This is a genomic window from Solwaraspora sp. WMMD937, assembly GCF_029581175.1.
GTDB lineage: Bacteria > Actinomycetota > Actinomycetes > Mycobacteriales > Micromonosporaceae > Micromonospora_E.
The window spans coordinates 5832463-5847703 of sequence record NZ_CP120738.1 but is presented as its reverse complement, the minus strand read 5'-3'; the positions used below and the strand labels follow the sequence as shown (position 1 = coordinate 5847703).

15 protein-coding genes are annotated in these 15241 nt (G+C 72.4%); 9 read left to right on the top strand and 6 right to left on the bottom strand.

Translation table 11 applies throughout. From position 1 onward, the window contains the following. Window positions 1-31 precede the first annotated feature (31 nt). Window positions 32-2050 carry a beta-galactosidase gene (locus tag O7621_RS25750; protein WP_282231616.1) on the top strand — a complete coding sequence of 673 codons (2019 nt, stop codon included), beginning with the start codon at window positions 32-34 and terminating at the stop codon, window positions 2048-2050. 42 nt (window positions 2051-2092) lie between these two features. Here the strand turns inward: O7621_RS25750 and O7621_RS25745 are convergent, their stop codons facing one another. Further along, entirely contained in the window at window positions 2093-3136 is a 1044-nt protein-coding gene (locus O7621_RS25745; protein WP_282231615.1) for a LacI family DNA-binding transcriptional regulator, read from the bottom strand. 154 nt (window positions 3137-3290) lie between these two features. Here O7621_RS25745 and O7621_RS25740 point away from each other — a divergent pair, with 154 nt between their 5' ends. Both O7621_RS25740 and O7621_RS25735 read left to right on the top strand, forming a co-directional pair. Then, on the top strand, window positions 3291-4049 hold the full coding sequence (locus O7621_RS25740; RefSeq protein ID WP_282231614.1) for an HAD family hydrolase: 759 nt from the start codon (window positions 3291-3293) through the stop codon (window positions 4047-4049). A 197-nt stretch (window positions 4050-4246) separates the two neighbouring features. Further along, window positions 4247-4450: a hypothetical protein gene (locus O7621_RS25735; protein ID WP_282231613.1), complete on the top strand. Its 204-nt coding sequence runs from the start codon at window positions 4247-4249 to the stop codon at window positions 4448-4450. 11 nt (window positions 4451-4461) lie between these two features. Here the strand turns inward: O7621_RS25735 and O7621_RS25730 are convergent, their stop codons facing one another. Next, window positions 4462-4998 (bottom strand): hypothetical protein, encoded by a 537-nt coding sequence (locus O7621_RS25730; protein ID WP_282231612.1) that lies wholly within the window; start codon window positions 4996-4998, stop codon window positions 4462-4464. Between the two features lie 10 nt (window positions 4999-5008). Between O7621_RS25730 and O7621_RS25725 the strand changes: the two genes are divergently transcribed. The 3 genes from O7621_RS25725 (at window position 5009) to npdG (ending at window position 7507) form a co-directional block, all read left to right on the top strand. Then, window positions 5009-5146: a hypothetical protein gene (locus O7621_RS25725; RefSeq protein ID WP_281550792.1), complete on the top strand. Its 138-nt coding sequence runs from the start codon at window positions 5009-5011 to the stop codon at window positions 5144-5146. A 101-nt stretch (window positions 5147-5247) separates the two neighbouring features. Further along, window positions 5248-6714: an RNB domain-containing ribonuclease gene (locus O7621_RS25720; protein WP_282231611.1), complete on the top strand. Its 1467-nt coding sequence runs from the start codon at window positions 5248-5250 to the stop codon at window positions 6712-6714. Between the two features lie 97 nt (window positions 6715-6811). Continuing rightward, window positions 6812-7507, top strand: coding sequence for an NADPH-dependent F420 reductase (npdG, locus tag O7621_RS25715; RefSeq protein WP_281550790.1), 696 nt, complete (start codon window positions 6812-6814; stop codon window positions 7505-7507). A gap of 59 nt (window positions 7508-7566) precedes the next feature. Here npdG and panB read toward each other — a convergent pair whose 3' ends face one another. Together panB and O7621_RS25705 are read right to left on the bottom strand one after the other, a co-directional pair. Then, a complete protein-coding gene (panB, locus tag O7621_RS25710; protein WP_282231610.1) occupies window positions 7567-8469 on the bottom strand; it encodes a 3-methyl-2-oxobutanoate hydroxymethyltransferase in 903 nt (300 codons plus the stop codon). A 129-nt stretch (window positions 8470-8598) separates the two neighbouring features. Further along, window positions 8599-10410, bottom strand: coding sequence for an NAD+ synthase (locus O7621_RS25705; protein ID WP_282231609.1), 1812 nt, complete (start codon window positions 10408-10410; stop codon window positions 8599-8601). A gap of 340 nt (window positions 10411-10750) precedes the next feature. Between O7621_RS25705 and glnA the strand changes: the two genes are divergently transcribed. Together glnA and O7621_RS25695 are read left to right on the top strand one after the other, a co-directional pair. Then, window positions 10751-12103 (top strand): type I glutamate--ammonia ligase, encoded by a 1353-nt coding sequence (gene glnA / locus O7621_RS25700; RefSeq protein WP_123602782.1) that lies wholly within the window; start codon window positions 10751-10753, stop codon window positions 12101-12103. Window positions 12104-12179: 76 nt separating this feature from the next. Further along, window positions 12180-12605 carry a DUF350 domain-containing protein gene (locus O7621_RS25695; protein WP_282231608.1) on the top strand — a complete coding sequence of 142 codons (426 nt, stop codon included), beginning with the start codon at window positions 12180-12182 and terminating at the stop codon, window positions 12603-12605. 110 nt (window positions 12606-12715) lie between these two features. Here O7621_RS25695 and O7621_RS25690 read toward each other — a convergent pair whose 3' ends face one another. After that, complete coding sequence (locus O7621_RS25690; RefSeq protein ID WP_282231607.1) at window positions 12716-13222, bottom strand: hypothetical protein; 507 nt, start codon at window positions 13220-13222, stop codon at window positions 12716-12718. 116 nt (window positions 13223-13338) lie between these two features. Continuing rightward, entirely contained in the window at window positions 13339-14250 is a 912-nt protein-coding gene (locus O7621_RS25685; RefSeq protein ID WP_282234730.1) for an LD-carboxypeptidase, read from the bottom strand. A gap of 226 nt (window positions 14251-14476) precedes the next feature. Here O7621_RS25685 and O7621_RS25680 point away from each other — a divergent pair, with 226 nt between their 5' ends. Beyond that, complete coding sequence (locus tag O7621_RS25680) at window positions 14477-15235, top strand: type 1 glutamine amidotransferase (RefSeq protein ID WP_282231606.1); 759 nt, start codon at window positions 14477-14479, stop codon at window positions 15233-15235. Window positions 15236-15241: the final 6 nt, after the last annotated feature.

Below are 15241 nucleotides of genomic sequence, written 5' to 3'. Positions count from 1 at the left end.
GCACCCACCCCCCGGAAGCGAGGAGACGTACGTGGCATTCGGTGGCGACTACCGCTGGCTGCGCTGGCCGGGCAACGGCGGCCCCCGGATCGGCTACGGTGCCGACTACAACCCCGAACAGTGGCCCCGGTCGGTCTGGGACGACGACGTGGCGGCGATGCGCGCCGCCGGGGTGAACATCGTCTCGCTGGCCATCTTCTCCTGGGCACGGCTGCAGCCCGGCCCGGACGAGTTCGACTTCGCCTGGCTCGACGACGTGATGGACCTGCTGCACGCCAACGGCATCGCCGTCGACCTGGCCACCGCGACCGCTTCGCCGCCGCCGTGGCTGACCGCCGCCCACCCGCAGATCCTGCCGGTCGACCGGCACGGTGCCACCGTGTGGCCCGGTGCCCGGCAGCACTGGCGGCCCACCTCGCCGATCTTCCGGGCGTACGCGCTGCGCCTGGTCCGGGCGATCGCCGAGCGCTACCGTGACCACCCGGCGCTGGCCGCCTGGCACGTCTCCAACGAACTCGGCTGCCACAACGTGTACGACTACTCCGACGACGCCGCAGCCGCGTTCCGGACCTGGCTGCGGGACCGCTACGGCGACATCGACACGCTCAACCACGCCTGGGGTACGGCGTTCTGGTCGCAGCGGTACACCGACTTCACCCAGATCCTGCCGCCCCGGCAGGCCGCCTCCTACCCGAACCCGACCCAGCAGCTGGACTTCAAACGGTTCTCCTCCGACGCGTTGCGGGAGCACCTGCGCGCCGAACGCCATGTGCTGCGGGCCGTCACCCCGGGCGTGCCGGTCACCACCAACTTCATGGTGATGGGGGAGTCGTCCGGGATGAACTACGCCGACTGGGTGAGTGACGTCGACTTCGTCGCCAACGACCACTACGTGCGCCCGGGACCGCAGGCCCTCGACGAACTGTCCTTCTCGGCGAACCTGACCGGCAACCTGGCCGGCGGACGGCCCTGGTTCCTGATGGAGCACTCCACCAGCGCCGTCAACTGGCAGCCGGTCAACCTGCCCAAACGCGCCGGGGAACTGGCCCGGGACTCGTTGACCCATGTGGCGCACGGCGCCGACGCGGTCTGCTTCTTCCAGTGGCGCCAGTCGGCGGCCGGGGCGGAGAAGTACCACTCGGCGATGCTGCCGCACGCCGGGGCCGACAGCGACCTGTTCCGCGCGGTCGCCGAGCTCGGCCGCACGCTGTCCGACCTGGCCGGTGTCGCCGGCAGCCCGCGCACGCCGGCACCGGCGGCGATCCTGTTCGACTGGGAATCGTGGTGGGCCTGCGAGCAGGACTCCCATCCGACGTCGCGGCTGCGGTACCGGCAGGAGGCGCTCGACTGGTATTCGGCGTTTCTCGCCCTCGGTATCCGGACCGACGTGCTGCCGGTCGCCGCCGATCTCTCCGGGTACCGCCTGGTGGTCGCCCCGATCCTGCATCTGGTGGCGGCGGCGCTCGCCGACCGGCTGCGCGGTTACGTCGCCGCCGGTGGTCACCTGGTGACCACCTACTTCTCCGGCATCGTCGACGAGCACGACCACATCTGGCTGGGCGGGTACCCGGGGGCGCTGCGGGATCTGCTCGGCCTGCGCATCGAGGAGTTCGGCCCGCTGCCCGACGGCGCACAGGTGCTGCTGGACACCGGCGCGACCGGGCAGCTGTGGACCGACCGTGTCACGGTGACCGATCCGCAGGTCGAGGTGTTGGCGGCGTACCGCACCGGCGAGTACGCCGGTCGGCCGGCGGTCACCCGCCGTACGGTCGGTGCCGGTTCCGCCGGCTACGTCTCCACCCGGCTCGGGGTGTCCGATCTGGCCGGTGTGCTGGCGCGGTTCGTGGCGGCCGCCGGGGTGCGCAGCGACCTGCCGGAGCGGCTGCGTGGCCGGGTCGAGTTGGCCGTCCGGGGCGAGCACTGGTTCCTGATCAACCGGACCGACGAGCCGGTGTCGTTGGCCGACGTGGCGGGCGTACCGCTGGTCGGTCCGGCCGAGACGCTGCCGCCCCGGGGGGTCTCGGTACGGGCGGTGCCGACGGCGCACTGACCGGTCGTGGGATCCGGTCAGTGCGCCGTCGGCGCCGCTGGGTCAGCGTGCCGTCGGCGGGGCGGCGGTGCTGGCCCGGACCACCAGGCGGGTCGGCACCAGGGTGGTGCCGGTCTGCGCGGTGCCGGTGCGGACCTGGTGCAGCACCGCCTCGACGCAGCGCCGGCCGACCTCGGCGAAGTCCTGGTGGACGGTGGTCAGTGGCGGGATGAACGAGCCGGCCTCGGCGATGTCGTCGAAGCCCACCACGCTGACGTCGCGGGGCACCACCCGGCCGCGGTCATGCATGGCCCGCAGCACCCCGAGCGCCATCTGGTCGTTGGCAACGAAGATCGCGGTGCAGTCCGGTTCGTCGGCCAGCTCGAGACCGGCCCGGTAGCCGGCCTCGGCCGACCAGTCGCCGCGGCGCAGCGCCGGCACCTGGCGGCCGGCCTGCGACAAGGTGGTACGCCATGCGGCCGCCCGCCGCTCTGCGGCGTACGACTCCGGCGGTCCGGCGACGTGCCACACCGTACGGTGGCCGAGGTCGAGCAGGTGCCGGACGGCCTGCCGGGCACCGTCGGCCTGGTTGGTGTCGACCACCCGGTAGCGGTCACCGGCATCCGAGTCGACCACGACGAGGTGCACGTCGGGAGGCAGCAGCACGGTGCTGGTGTCGAGCAGGTGCACCTCCATGATCACGATGACCGCGTCGACCGCGAGTTCGCCGAGCCGGGTGAAGGCACCGAGCACCCGGTCCTGGGTGGGAGCGGCGACCGGGATCAGCGTGATCACGTAACCCTCGGCTGCGGCGTGGGTGGCGATCGCCTCCACGGTGTGGCTGTTGCCGGTGGTGGACAGGGTGAAGGTGATCACGCCGATGGTGCGGAACTCGCCGTACTTGAGTGCCCGGGCGGCGCTGTTGGGTCGGTAGCCGAGCTGCTGCATCGCGGCGACGACCTGCTCGCGGGTGCTGGGGACGACCCCCGGGTGCCCGGTGGACACCCGGGAGACGGTCTGGGTGGAGACCCCGGCCAGCCGGGCCACGTCGGCCATCGACACCCGGCGTCGGCGACGCCCCGGCGGGTCGGGTGCGGTCGAGCTCATCGGGCGTCGACACCTTCCTCTCCCGGTGTTGGCGATGTCCGGTGCCGGGGGTACGCCGGAAGCCGTGCTGACACTAGCAGTGCTCGCTATGTTTGCGTAAACATGGCGGGATCCGGAGTCGCCGGCGAGCCCGCCCGCCGGGGATGATGGTCGGATGCTGCCCACCCCTCGCGCCCTGCTGCTCGATTTCGGCGGTGTCCTCGTTGACGCCCCGTCCATGGCACCGCGGCCGGTCCACCTGGTCGACCGGCTTCGCGCGCTCGTCGGCGACGCGTTGTCCGCCGAACGGATCACCCGGTCGCTGATCGACGGGCAACGCGAGTACGCCGCCTGGCGGGACCGGGTCGGCGAGCAGGACCGCCCCCGGGAGTACGGCCACGAACAGGTCTGGCGGGAGTTCATCACACCCGGCTGGCCGGCCCCGGCCCGCGACGCGGTGCTGCGCGAGGCGACCGCGTTGAGCTACGCGTGGACCCGGCGAGCGGACTGGGCGGTACGCCCCGGTATCCGTACCGCGTTGGACGTCGCCGCCGACGCCGGTGTGCCGCTGGCGATCGTCAGCAACACGTTGTGCGGTGCCGCGCACCGCGACTTCCTGGACGCCGTCGGTCTTGGCGACCGGTTCGCCGTACAGATCTACAGCGACGAGGCCGGGGTGCGTAAACCCAACCCTGAGGTCGCCTGGCTCGCGGCGCGGGCACTCGGCGTACCGGTGGCGGACTGCTGGTTCGTCGGGGACAGCCCGGCCCGGGACATCCCGTGCGCCCGGCGGGCCGGTGCCGGTGCCGCAGTGCTGATGGTCTCGGCCCGCACCGGTCGGGAACGCGGCCAGCCCGACGGGGTGCCGGACGTGACCGTCGATGACGGCCACGGGCTGCGGCGGCTGATCGAGACCGCGTTCGCGACCGGTTGACCTGGCTCGGTCTCCGCGACGGCACCGGGTCCGCTCCGCCCAGGATGGACTCGGCGCGGGCTTTGCCGGCCTTTCGTATCGAGCCGTCAATTGCCGGCATGGGAGCCGGCAGCAATGGCGCACGTCTATTATGGAGAAGCAGCGACATTTTGGGCGAAACGGTGGCGCTTTGCCGTTTTTCCGTGCACAGTGTTTTCATGAGCGACAGCGGACCTGATGGCGAGTACTTCTGGTGCCTCCGTCATCAGCGCGTGGAGTCCGGGGCGGACCTGTGTGCCGCCAAGTACCGGCTCGGTCCCTACGCCTCGAAGGCCGAAGCTGAGCAGGCGCTGCAGCGGGTGTCGGAACGTAACGAGGAGTGGGAGACCGAGGACGCCCGCTGGACCGGGGAGCAGGGCTAGGCCGGTCCGGCCTACCTGGGTCGGATTCCGGAGACTCCACTGTCTCCATAGGGGACAAATCTATTGAAAGTCCGCAAGGAGGAGAAAGCCATGGTTGCTGGCACCAAAGCCGCGACCCGTCCCGCCACCCGGCGGGCGTCGAGCACCGCCACCACGAAGACGGCGGCGAAGAAGACAAGCCCGGCAGCGAAGAAGACGTCCGCACGGAAGGCGTCCGCGACGGCGGCAAAGAAACCCGCTACGAAGAAGACCAGCCCGACGGCGAAGAAGGCAGCGGCAAAGAAGACCAGCCCGGCGGCGCGCAGGACGACGGCCACCGCGCGCAGGACCAGTCCAGCCAAGAAGGCGACGGCCACAACGCGCAAGACCACTCCAGCCAAGAAGACGACAGCCACCGCGCGCAAGACCAGCCCGGCGAGGAAGACCGCGACCGCAGGCAAGAGTACGGCCGCGAAAACCACGGCGACGACGACCGCGACCAGGTCCACGCCGGCCAAGGGCACCACCGGCCGGGCCGGGAAGAAGGTCGCCGCCGCGACGAAACGCACTGCGGGCCGGGTGCAGCGAGCCACTTCACCGAAGAACGCCACCCCCGCCCAGCGGGGTACCGCCAAGAAGGCAGCGGCCACCCGGAAGACCGCGAAGAAGACCACCAAGAAGGCCGGGACCCAGACCGCCCGCAAGGCCGGCCGCTGACCCGGGGGCGCATACCGGCCACCGCATCCGCGCACCGTGTCCGGCCGGCCGCCGCCGTACCACCGACGCGTCACGTGGCGGCCGGCTGGTAGGAATGGTCCGTGCCGTTGCCCCGCCTGACCGCGCCCCGGATCGACTTCGGCGCGTTGCGCCGCGAGCTGGAACTGCCCACCGCGTTCCCGCCCGCGGCGCAACGCGAGGCGGACGAGGCGGCGTCGCGCGTACCGCCGCCGGAGGCCGACCTCACCGACATCCCGTTCGTCACCCTCGACCCGCCCGGGTCACGCGACCTGGACCAGGCGATGTGCCTGACCGACCGGGCCGGCGGCGGCTTCCGGATCCGGTACGCGATCGCCGACGTCGCCCGGTTCGTCACCGACGGCGGCCCGCTGCAGGCCGAGACCTGGCGCCGTGGACAGACCATCTACCTGCCCGACGGAACCATCCCGCTGCACCCACCCAGCCTCAGCGAGAACGCCGCCAGTCTGCTGCCCGACGCCGTCCGGCCGGCCGTCGTGTGGACGCTCGACCTGGCCGCCGACGGCGCACTGGTCGACACCCGGCTGGAACGCGCCCGGGTCCGCAGCCGGGCGCAGCTCGACTACCCGACCGTGCACGCCGCACTGACCGCCGGTCGGCTCGCTGAGCTCGCCGAGCCGATCGCCCGGCTGCCGCGCATCGGCGGGCTGCTGAGCGCGCGGGCGGCGGCGCGGGGCGCGGTCGCGCTCCCGCTGCCCGACCAGGACGTCGAACCAGCCGGCCACGGCTGGCGACTGGTGCTGCGTCCACCGCTGCCGATCGAGGAGCACAACGCCCAGATCTCGCTGCTCACCGGAATGGCTGCCGCCGACATCATGCTGCGGGCCGGCGTCGGTCTGCTGCGTACCATGCCGGCACCGCAACCGGCGGCGGTGGCCCGGCTGCGGGCGGCGGCCGGTGCCCTGGGTGTCTGGTGGCCGCCGGGCGCGGCCGTCGGTGAGGTCACCGCCGGAGTAGACGCGGCACAGCCGCGCGGCGCCGCGTTCCTGGACCACGCCGCCGAGCTGCTGCGCGGTGCCCGGTACACCGCGTTCGCCGGCCAGCCGCCGGGAGAATCCGGCCACGGCGGAGTCGGTGCCCCGTACGCCCACGTCACCGCGCCGTTGCGGCGGCTTGCCGACCGGTACGCCACGGAGGTCTGCCTGGCGGTGACCGCTGGCCGGGAGGTACCCCCGTCGGTCGCCGAGGCGCTGCCCCGGCTGCCGGAGGTGATGGCCGGCACCGACCGGACCGCCAGCGCGGCGGCCCGCGCCGCGATCGACTTGACCGAGGCGGTGCTGCTGGCGAACCGGGTCGGTGCGGAGTTCGACGTCGCGGTGCTGGACGCCGACCCGGGCACCGCGAAGCGGGCGCCGCGCGGCACCGTCGCCCTCGACGAGCCGGCGGTCATCGCCCGCTGCACCGGCGCTCCACCGGTCGGCGAACGGGTCCGGGTCCGGCTGGTCACCGCCGACCCGGCCAGCCGGCGGGTGATCTTCCGGTACCCGGCCGACGAGCCCGGGCCGGTCCCCGTCGCGGACGGCGGCTGACCACATCTCGGAGCAGGTGGTGGCCGGTGCGGAACCGGGTGGTGGTCGACGTCACGGTCCGGTCCCGTGCGGCCGTGCGGTGGGTGAGGATGAGCGGATGGGATATGACGCCAGCACACTGCCCGACGTCTCCGGCCTCACGGTCGGCATCATCGGCGGCACCGGCGACCAGGGACGGGGCCTGGCGTACCGGCTCGCCCGCGCCGGTCAGCCGGTCCGCATCGGGTCCCGCGACGGTACCCGGGCCGCCGCCGCGGCCAAGGAGATCGCCGCCTTGCCCGGGGTCGCGGCCGGAGTGATCAGCGGCGGCGGCAACGACGAGGTGGCCGGCGGGTCCGACCTGGTGATCATCGCGGTGCCGTGGGAGGGTCACGAGGCGACCGTCGCCGCACTGCGCGACCCGCTCGCCGGCAAGATCGTGGTCGACTGTGTGAACCCGCTCGGCTTCGACAAGCAGGGCCCGTACCCGTTGCCGGTGGCGCAGGGCAGCGCCGCACAGCAGGCCGCGGCGCTGCTGCCCGACTCGCGGGTCTGCGCCGCCTTCAACCACCTGAGCGCGCCGTTGCTGGCCGACCCGAAGATCGAGCGAATCGACCTGGACGTCCTGATCTGCGCCGAGGACCGGGAGGCGGCGGCGGTCGTCGCCGCGCTCGCCGCCCGGATCCCGGACATGCGGGGCATCTACGCCGGCCGGCTGCGCAACGCGCACCAGATCGAGGCGTTCACCGCCAACCTGATCGCCATCAACCGCCGGTACAAGGCGCATTCCGGGGTGCGGGTCACCGATCTGTGAGCTCCGCCCAGTCCCGGCGGATCTCGCGATCCGCCGGGCCGGACGGTGACGGCGGTCGGTCAGAAGGTGTGTGCGGCGGTGGGGAACCGGCCGGCACGGACGTCGTCTGCGTACCGGCGGGTCGCGTCGGCGAGCACCCCGGCGAGGTCGGCGTAGGGCTTCACGAACCGCGGGGTCGGGCCGGACCGCATGCCGGACATGTCCTGCCAGACCAGCACCTGCGCGTCGGTCTCCGGGCCGGCGCCGATGCCGACCGTCGGCACCGGCAGGTCGTGGGTGATCCGCTTGGCGACCACCCCCGGCACCATCTCCAGCACCACGGCGAACGCGCCGGCCTCGGCGACCGCGTGGGCGTCGGCGATCACCTCGTCGGCGGCGTCGCCACGGCCCTGCACCCGGTAGCCGCCGATGGTGTGCTCCCGCTGCGGAGTGAAGCCGACGTGCGCCATCACCGGGATGCCGGCCCCGGTCAGCGCGGCGATCTGGTCGGCGACCCGCCGGCCGCCCTCGAGTTTGACCGCGCCGCAGCCGCCTTCCTTCATGAACCGTACGGCGGTGCGCAGCGCCTGCGTCGGCCCCTCCTCGTAGGAGCCGAACGGCAGATCGCCGACGACCAGCGCGCCACGGGTGGCCCGGACCACGGCCCGGACCAGCGGCAGCAGTTCGTCGACGGTGACCGGCACGGTGGTCTCGTGGCCGAACACGTTGTTCGCCGCGGAGTCGCCGACCAGCAGCACCGGGATGCCGGCCCGGTCGAAGATCGCGGCGGTGTACTGGTCGTACGAGGTGAGCATGGCCCACCGTTCGCCGCGTTCCTTGGCGGCGGTCAGGTCACGGGTGCGGACCCGGCGGCTGACCGGTCCGCCGTACAGTGCGACGGCCTCGGCCGGCGTGGCGGGATCGGCCGGCCCGGTGGACGTGGCTGCCTGGCTGGGCCCGGCGCCCGGCGTGGATCGGGACATCGTCGTCTCCTCTCACCCTCGTGGCCGCGGTCGCGGTCCCCGGGGTACGTCCCGATGGTGCCACCGGTGGCACCGGCGCGGAGAGGCTTCAGTGCAGGAATTCACACCTCACCCGGCACCCGGTGGGTCTCATCCGTCGCCGGGCTCCCGCCACCGGTTGGTGATCGGCAGCCGTCGATCGCGGCCGAATGCCTTGATCGATATCTTGGTGCCGGGCGCCGACTGCCGCCGCTTGTATTCGGCGAGGTCCACCATCCGCAGCACCCGGTCGACCAGCGCCGGATCGTGCCCGGCGGCGACCAGGTCGTCGCGGCCGGCATCGCCGTCGATGTAGCCGGTGAGCACTCCGTCGAGGAGCGCGTAGTCGGGCAGCGAGTCGGTGTCGAGCTGACCGGGCCGCAGCTCCGCGCTGGGTGGTTTGGCGATCGAGTTCTCCGGGATCGGTGGTTCGTCGCCGCGTCGCACGGCGTCGTCGTTGCGCCACCGGGCCAGCGTCCACACCAGCGACTTCCAGACGTCCTTGATCGGGTTGAAGCCGCCGACCGAGTCGCCGTACAGGGTGGAGTAGCCGACCGCCAGTTCGCTCTTGTTGCCGGTGGTCAGCACCAGGTGACCCTCCTGGTTGGACAGTGCCATCAGGATCACCCCGCGTACCCGGGCCTGCAGGTTCTCCACGGCCAGCCCGGAGAGCGAGATGTTGGCCAGGAACGGGTCCACCATCGGTTGGATCGGCTCGATCCGGTAGTCCAGGCCGGTCCGTTTGGCCAGTTCGGCGGCGTCGGCCCGGGAATGTTCGGAGGAGAACTGACTGGGCAGCGAGACGCCGACGACCCGGTCCGGGCCGAGCGCGTCCACCGCGATCGCAGCCACCACCGCCGAGTCGATCCCGCCGGACAGCCCCAGCACCACCGAGGAGAAGCCGTTCTTGCGGACGTAGTCGCGCAGCCCGAGCACCAGCGCCGACCAGATCTCCGCCTCGGTCGGCAGCGGCTCGGCGACCCCGCCGCTGACCGGCCCACCCGTCGGGTCGACCGGCCGGTCACCGACCACCACCCGGTCGACGGTCATCTGGTCCGGGCCGTCCGGGGTCTCCGGGGTGGCCGTCGCGTCGGCGGTCTCCGGGGTCGCGGCGCGGTCCTGCGCCGGGGCGTCCGCGGCCGGCAGCGTCAGGTCGTGCAGCAGCAGATGCTCGACGAACTGCGGCGCACGGGCGAGCAGTGTGCCGTCCGCGGCGACGATCATCGAGTCGCCGTCGAAGACCAGTTCGTCCTGGCCGCCGACCAGGTTGACGTACGCCACGGTGGCGCCGGCCTCGGCGGCCCGCCGCCGCACCAGTGGCAGCCGGGCGTCGTCCTTGTCCAACTCGTACGGCGAACCGTTGACCGTGACGACCAGGCCGACGCCGGCGCGGCGGGCGGCGGTGAACGGTCCGCCGGCCTGCCACAGGTCCTCGCAGATGGTCAACGCCACGTCGACCCCGCCGACGCGCACGACGGTCAACGCGGTGCCCGGCACGAAGTAGCGGTCCTCGTCGAAGACGCCGTAGTTGGGCAGGTGGTGTTTGAAGTAGGTGGCAGCCACGGTGCCGCCGTGCAACACGGCGAGGGCGTTGCGCGGACCCCGGCCCGGGTCGGCCTCGGCGCTGATCGCGGCCGGCCCGTCGGCGTCGAGGTAGCCGACCAGCACGGGTACGTCGCCGAACCCGTCGGCGGCCAGGTCGGCGGCGAGTTGCCCGACGCCGGACCGGGCGGCGGCGACGAACGACTCCCGGAACACCAGGTCCTCCACCGGGTAGCCGGTGAGCATCATCTCCGGGAACACGACCAGTTGCCCGCCGGCGTCCACCGCCGTACGGGTGTAGTCGCGGACCAGCCGGGCGTTGCCCGGTAGATCGCCAACGGTGGGGTTGACCTGGGCGAGGGCGATGCGCAGCGTCGGCATGTCGCTATCTTCCCCCAGCGCGACCCCGACCACCCCGCCGGTCGCCGACGCATTGCGGAGGGGACCGGTCAGGTGACTGTGCGGACATGCTCCGGTGCGCCCCGGTGATCGTGGTCTAATATCCCCTTCGTGACGGTTGGCAGTAAAGAGCCGGAATGGTATGGACTGTCGGCTGGCCCCGCCAGGTGCGCGACCGGAGCGGTCCCGTAACGTCGGTGTAACGAGGTCGGTAAAGACTGGGCAGCTCAGGTGGGAGCCGACAGCACCTGGTCCTGCGCTGGAGGGCAGCAGCGCGGAGAATGGAACCGGTCCGGGCAGACCAGTGTCACGAGGGGTAGACGTGGACCGTCAGCAGGAGTTCGTGCTCCGTACTCTGGAAGAGCGCGACATCCGTTTCGTTCGGTTGTGGTTCACCGACGTGCTCGGCACGCTCAAGAGCGTCTCGGTCGCGCCGGCTGAGCTTGAGGCAGCATTCGAAGAAGGCATTGGCTTCGATGGCTCCGCCATCGAAGGGTTCGCCCGGGTCTTCGAGTCCGACATGGTCGCCATGCCGGATCCCACCACATTCCAGGTTTTCCCGTTCGAGGGCGGCGTCAGCGGCGAGAGCGCCCGGATGTTCTGCGACATCCTGCTGCCCGACGGTACGCCGTCCTGGGCCGATCCCCGGCACGTGCTGCGCCGGGCGTTGTCCCGGGCGGCCGACAAGGGCTTCACCTTCTACACCCATCCCGAGATCGAGTTCTTCCTGCTGGAGAACAGCCCGGCCGACGGGTCCACCCCGGTGCCGGTCGACTCCGGCGGCTACTTCGACCACACCACCCACGCGGTGGCCCGTGACTTCCGCCGCCAGGCGGTGCTCGCCCTGGAGCGGATCGGCATCTCGGTCGAGTTCAGCCACCACGAGGTGGCCCCCGGCCAGCAGGAAATCGACCTGCGCTACGCCGACGCGTTGACCACCGCCGACAACATCATGACCTTCCGCCACGTGGTCAAGGAGGTCGCCCTGTCGCACGGCGTCGCGGCGACCTTCATGCCCAAGCCCTTCACCGACCAGCCGGGCAGCGGGATGCACACCCACCTGTCGCTGTTCGAGGGCGAGCGCAACGCCTTCCACGACGCCGGCGATCCGATGAAGATCTCCAAGGTCGCCAAGGCGTTCATCGCCGGACTGCTGGTGCACGCCCGCGAGTACACCGCGGTCACCAACCAGTGGGTCAACTCCTACAAGCGGCTGTTCCCGCAGGCGCTGCCGGACCGGATCACCGAGTCCCCGGCGTACGTGTGCTGGGGGCACCTGAACCGGTCCGCGCTGGTGCGGGTCCCCGCGTACGGCAAGCCGAACTCGGCCCGGGTCGAGGTCCGCTCGCTGGACTCGGCGACCAACCCGTACCTGGCCTTCGCGGTGATGCTCGGCGCCGGCCTCAAGGGCATCGAGGAGGGCTACGAGCTGCCGCCGGGCTCCGAGGACGACGTGTCGGCGCTGTCCGCCGCCGAGCGCAAGGCGATGGGTTACGAGTCGCTGCCGGAGAACCTCTCCGAGGCCATCGAGGTGATGGCCAGCTCGGAGCTGATCGCCGAGGTGCTCGGCGAGCACGTCTTCGACTTCTTCCTGCGCAACAAGCGCTCCGAATGGGAGCAGTACCGCCGCGAGGTCACCCCGTACGAGCGTCGCCGCTACCTCGGCGCGCTCTGAGCAGGCTGGCGCCGCCACGCTATCGTCCCTCCCGACACTCGCCGCCCCCGCGGCGACCCGATCGGGAGGAACGTGCGTGCTGGAGGATCTGCTCACCGGAGCTTGGCAGAGCATCGTCTTCGGAGCGGTCGGCGTCGCTCTGATGGCGGCCGGCTTCGTGGTGGTCGACTGGCTCACCCCTGGGAAGTTGCGCGAGCTGATCTGGGTGCAGCGCAACGGCAACGCGGCGCTGCTGCTCGCCGCCAACCAGCTCGGCGTCGCCGGCATCGTCTTCACCGCGATCCTGACGAGCTACCCGTCGTTCACCAAAGGGCTCGCCTCGACCATCCTCTTCGGACTGATTGGGCTCGGCATCATGGCGTTGGCCTTCACCGTGCTCGACTGGCTGACCCCCGGCCGGCTCGGCGCGGTGATCTGCTCCGACGAGCCGCACCCCGCCGCCCGGGTCAGCGCCGCGTCGCACTTCGGCGCCGCCCTGATCATCTGCGCCTGCATCGCCTGAGCCGGCTCGTCGTCCCCGGCCGCCGCCGGCCGGCGCGAAGACGATCCTGGCGCCGGAGCAACCCCGCGAAGGGTGTTCCGGCGCCAGGACCTTTCGGGGACGGGAGCGGGTCAGGTGCCGTCCGGCGACTCGGCGGCGTCCGGCTCCTCGTCCGTACCGCCCATCGGGCCGCCACGGCCCGGACCACCGCCGCGTCCGGGGCCGGCGAGCACCCCTTCCTCGTACGCCTTGAGCGCCGCGTCGGCCTCGGCCCGGGTGAGCTTCCCATCGGCGACCGCCGCGTCGAGCCGCTCCTGCAGCGCGGCCTGCCGGTCGGCCGTCCCCTCCGGCCGATCTCCGCGTTCGGGCCGGTCGCCGGCCCGCTCCTCACGGATCTTCTCCAGGGCGGCGGTGACGTCGTCGGCGGAGACGCCGAGTTCCGCGGCCAGCGCGTCAGCCAACTCGGTCGTCTTCGCCGCCCGGCGCTCCTCGCCGGTCGATCCGTCGGCACTGGCACCTGCACTCGGCTCGGCGCCCTCCTGCGCGAAGGCGATGGTCGGCGCCGCGATCCCGACGCTGAGCACGCCCGCCGCAGCCAGGCCGGCGAGCGCCCGCTTCCTCGTGATCCTTCTGGACAAAGCGACCTCCGGATGTCGTCTCGGTGTGGTGCGATGACCTGACCGACGGTGCCCGGCTGCCCTCAACGCAACCCGTGCCGAAGCTGTCAGTGGGCTGAGAGTCCGGCCAGCTCAGGTCAGCGCACGGCGGGGGAGACCGTGAGGGTGCCGGCGGCGGCGTCGAGGGTGGCTGGTACGCCGAGGCCGACGGTGCGTGGGGTTTGCCCGTGCCCGAGCGGCAGCCCACCGAGCACCGGTACACCGAGGTCGCCCAGCCGCTCGCCCAGCACCTGCGCGACGTCCACCCCGTGCCGGTCGGCACAGTCGGTGAACTGGCCGACCGCGACCCCGGCCAGGTGCTCCAGCGCACCGGCCCGGCGCAGCTGGGTGAGCAGCCGGTCCACCCGGTACGGCGGCTCGCAGATCTCCTCTATCAGGATTATCGCCCCGGTCAGGTCCGGCAGGTCGGCGGTGCCCACCGAGGCCGCGAGCACGGTCAGGTTGCCGCCGAGCAGGGTGCCGTCGGCCCGACCCGGCACCAGCACAGTCGCGCCGGCCTCGTCCGGTGACCGGGTGAGCACCGTCGGCACCGGCTCCATCAGAGCCCGGCGCAGCGACCCGGCGGACACCGCCGGGGTCCGCTCGTCGTCCCAGGCCGCCACCGGCCCGTGCAGCGTCGCCAACCGGGCACCCCGCCACAGCGCCAGGTGCAGCGCGGTGATGTCCGAGTAGCCGCAGACGACCTTCGGATCCCGGCGTACCGCCGCCATGTCCAGCAGGTCCACCACCCGCTGGGTGCCGTAGCCGCCCCGGGCGCAGACGATGCCCCGTACCGCCGGATCGGCGAACGCCTCGGCGAGGTCGGCGGCCCGCTGCCGGTCGGTGCCGGCCAGGAAACCGTGCCGGCCCAGCGCGTGCCGGCCCAACCGGGGCCGCAGCCCCCAGCCGGCCAGCACGGCCATCCCCCGCTCGACCGGCTCCGCTGCGACCGGCCCACCCGGGGCCACGATCCGGACCTCGTCGCCGGGGCGCAGCGCGGGCGGGTGCAGCGTTGCAGCTCCAGGCCGGACCGGCTCAGCCGCTGGGGAACGCGGCTCACCACCTCGGCGGTCGGCCGGTCGCGGGTCGGTCACCGGCGCGAGACTACGCGAGGTTCCCGGTCCGAACGAGCAGATTCGGTGCCGGTCCGAGCGAGCAGATTTTACGAGTACGCAACCGCGAGCACGCAGGCACCACCTACGGTCACCGCCCCGGCCGATTGGATAGCCTCGACACGTGGGCAGCGCTCTGGTGATCGAGAACGACCCGACCGACGACCTGCGGCGGCTGGGGGAGTGGCTCGCCGAAGCCGGCCTGCCGATCGAGGTGTGCCGCCCGTACGCCGACGACCCGGTCCCGGCCGACCTGGCCGACCGACCGGCGGCGATCGTCCTCGGCGGCCGGCCGTCCGCCGTCGGTCCCGACCCGGCCGCCAGCTGGCTGCCTGCGGTCGAAGGGCTGCTGCGTAAGGCCGTCCGCCACCGGATCCCGACCCTCGGCATCGGGCTCGGTGCCCACCTGCTCGCCACCGCGCACGCCGGTACCGTCGAACGCAGCGCCGCCGGCCCGGAGATCGGGCCCGCGCTGGTCGGCAAGCGCGACGCCGCCGCCACCGACCCGCTGTTCCGGTTTGTGCCCCTCGCACCCGACGTGCTGCAGTGGCACGTCGACGAGATCACCGAGCTGCCCCACGGCGCGGTGCTGCTCGCCGCCTCCACGCACTACCCCCACCAGGCATTCCGCCTCGGTGACCGGGCCTGGGGGCTGCAGTTCCACATCGAGTGCGACCGGGACATGGTCAGCACCTGGGCGGCCGGGTCCACCATCCTGACCGAGCTGCGCCTGCCCGCCGACGTGGTCGTCGACGCCTGCGTCGAGGTGCTCGGTGACATCGAGGAGGTCTGGCAACCGTTCGCTGTCCGGTTCGCCGCGCTCGCCCTCGGCCAGCTGCCCGACTCGGACATCCCCCGGACCCTTCCGCTGCTCGGCAGTTAGGCCCCC

Excerpts from the sequence above, each read along its gene's own strand:
- O7621_RS25705 (WP_282231609.1), bottom strand. The coding sequence starts at position 10,410 with ATGCCGACGCTGCGCATCGCCCTCGCCCAGGTCAACCCCACCGTTGGC.
- npdG (WP_281550790.1), top strand. The coding sequence starts at position 6,812 with ATGGGATATGACGCCAGCACACTGCCCGACGTCTCCGGCCTCACGGTC.
- O7621_RS25735 (WP_282231613.1), top strand. The coding sequence starts at position 4,247 with ATGAGCGACAGCGGACCTGATGGCGAGTACTTCTGGTGCCTCCGTCAT.
- panB (WP_282231610.1), bottom strand. The coding sequence starts at position 8,469 with ATGTCCCGATCCACGCCGGGCGCCGGGCCCAGCCAGGCAGCCACGTCC.
- O7621_RS25740 (WP_282231614.1), top strand. The coding sequence starts at position 3,291 with ATGCTGCCCACCCCTCGCGCCCTGCTGCTCGATTTCGGCGGTGTCCTC.
- O7621_RS25745 (WP_282231615.1), bottom strand. The coding sequence starts at position 3,136 with ATGAGCTCGACCGCACCCGACCCGCCGGGGCGTCGCCGACGCCGGGTG.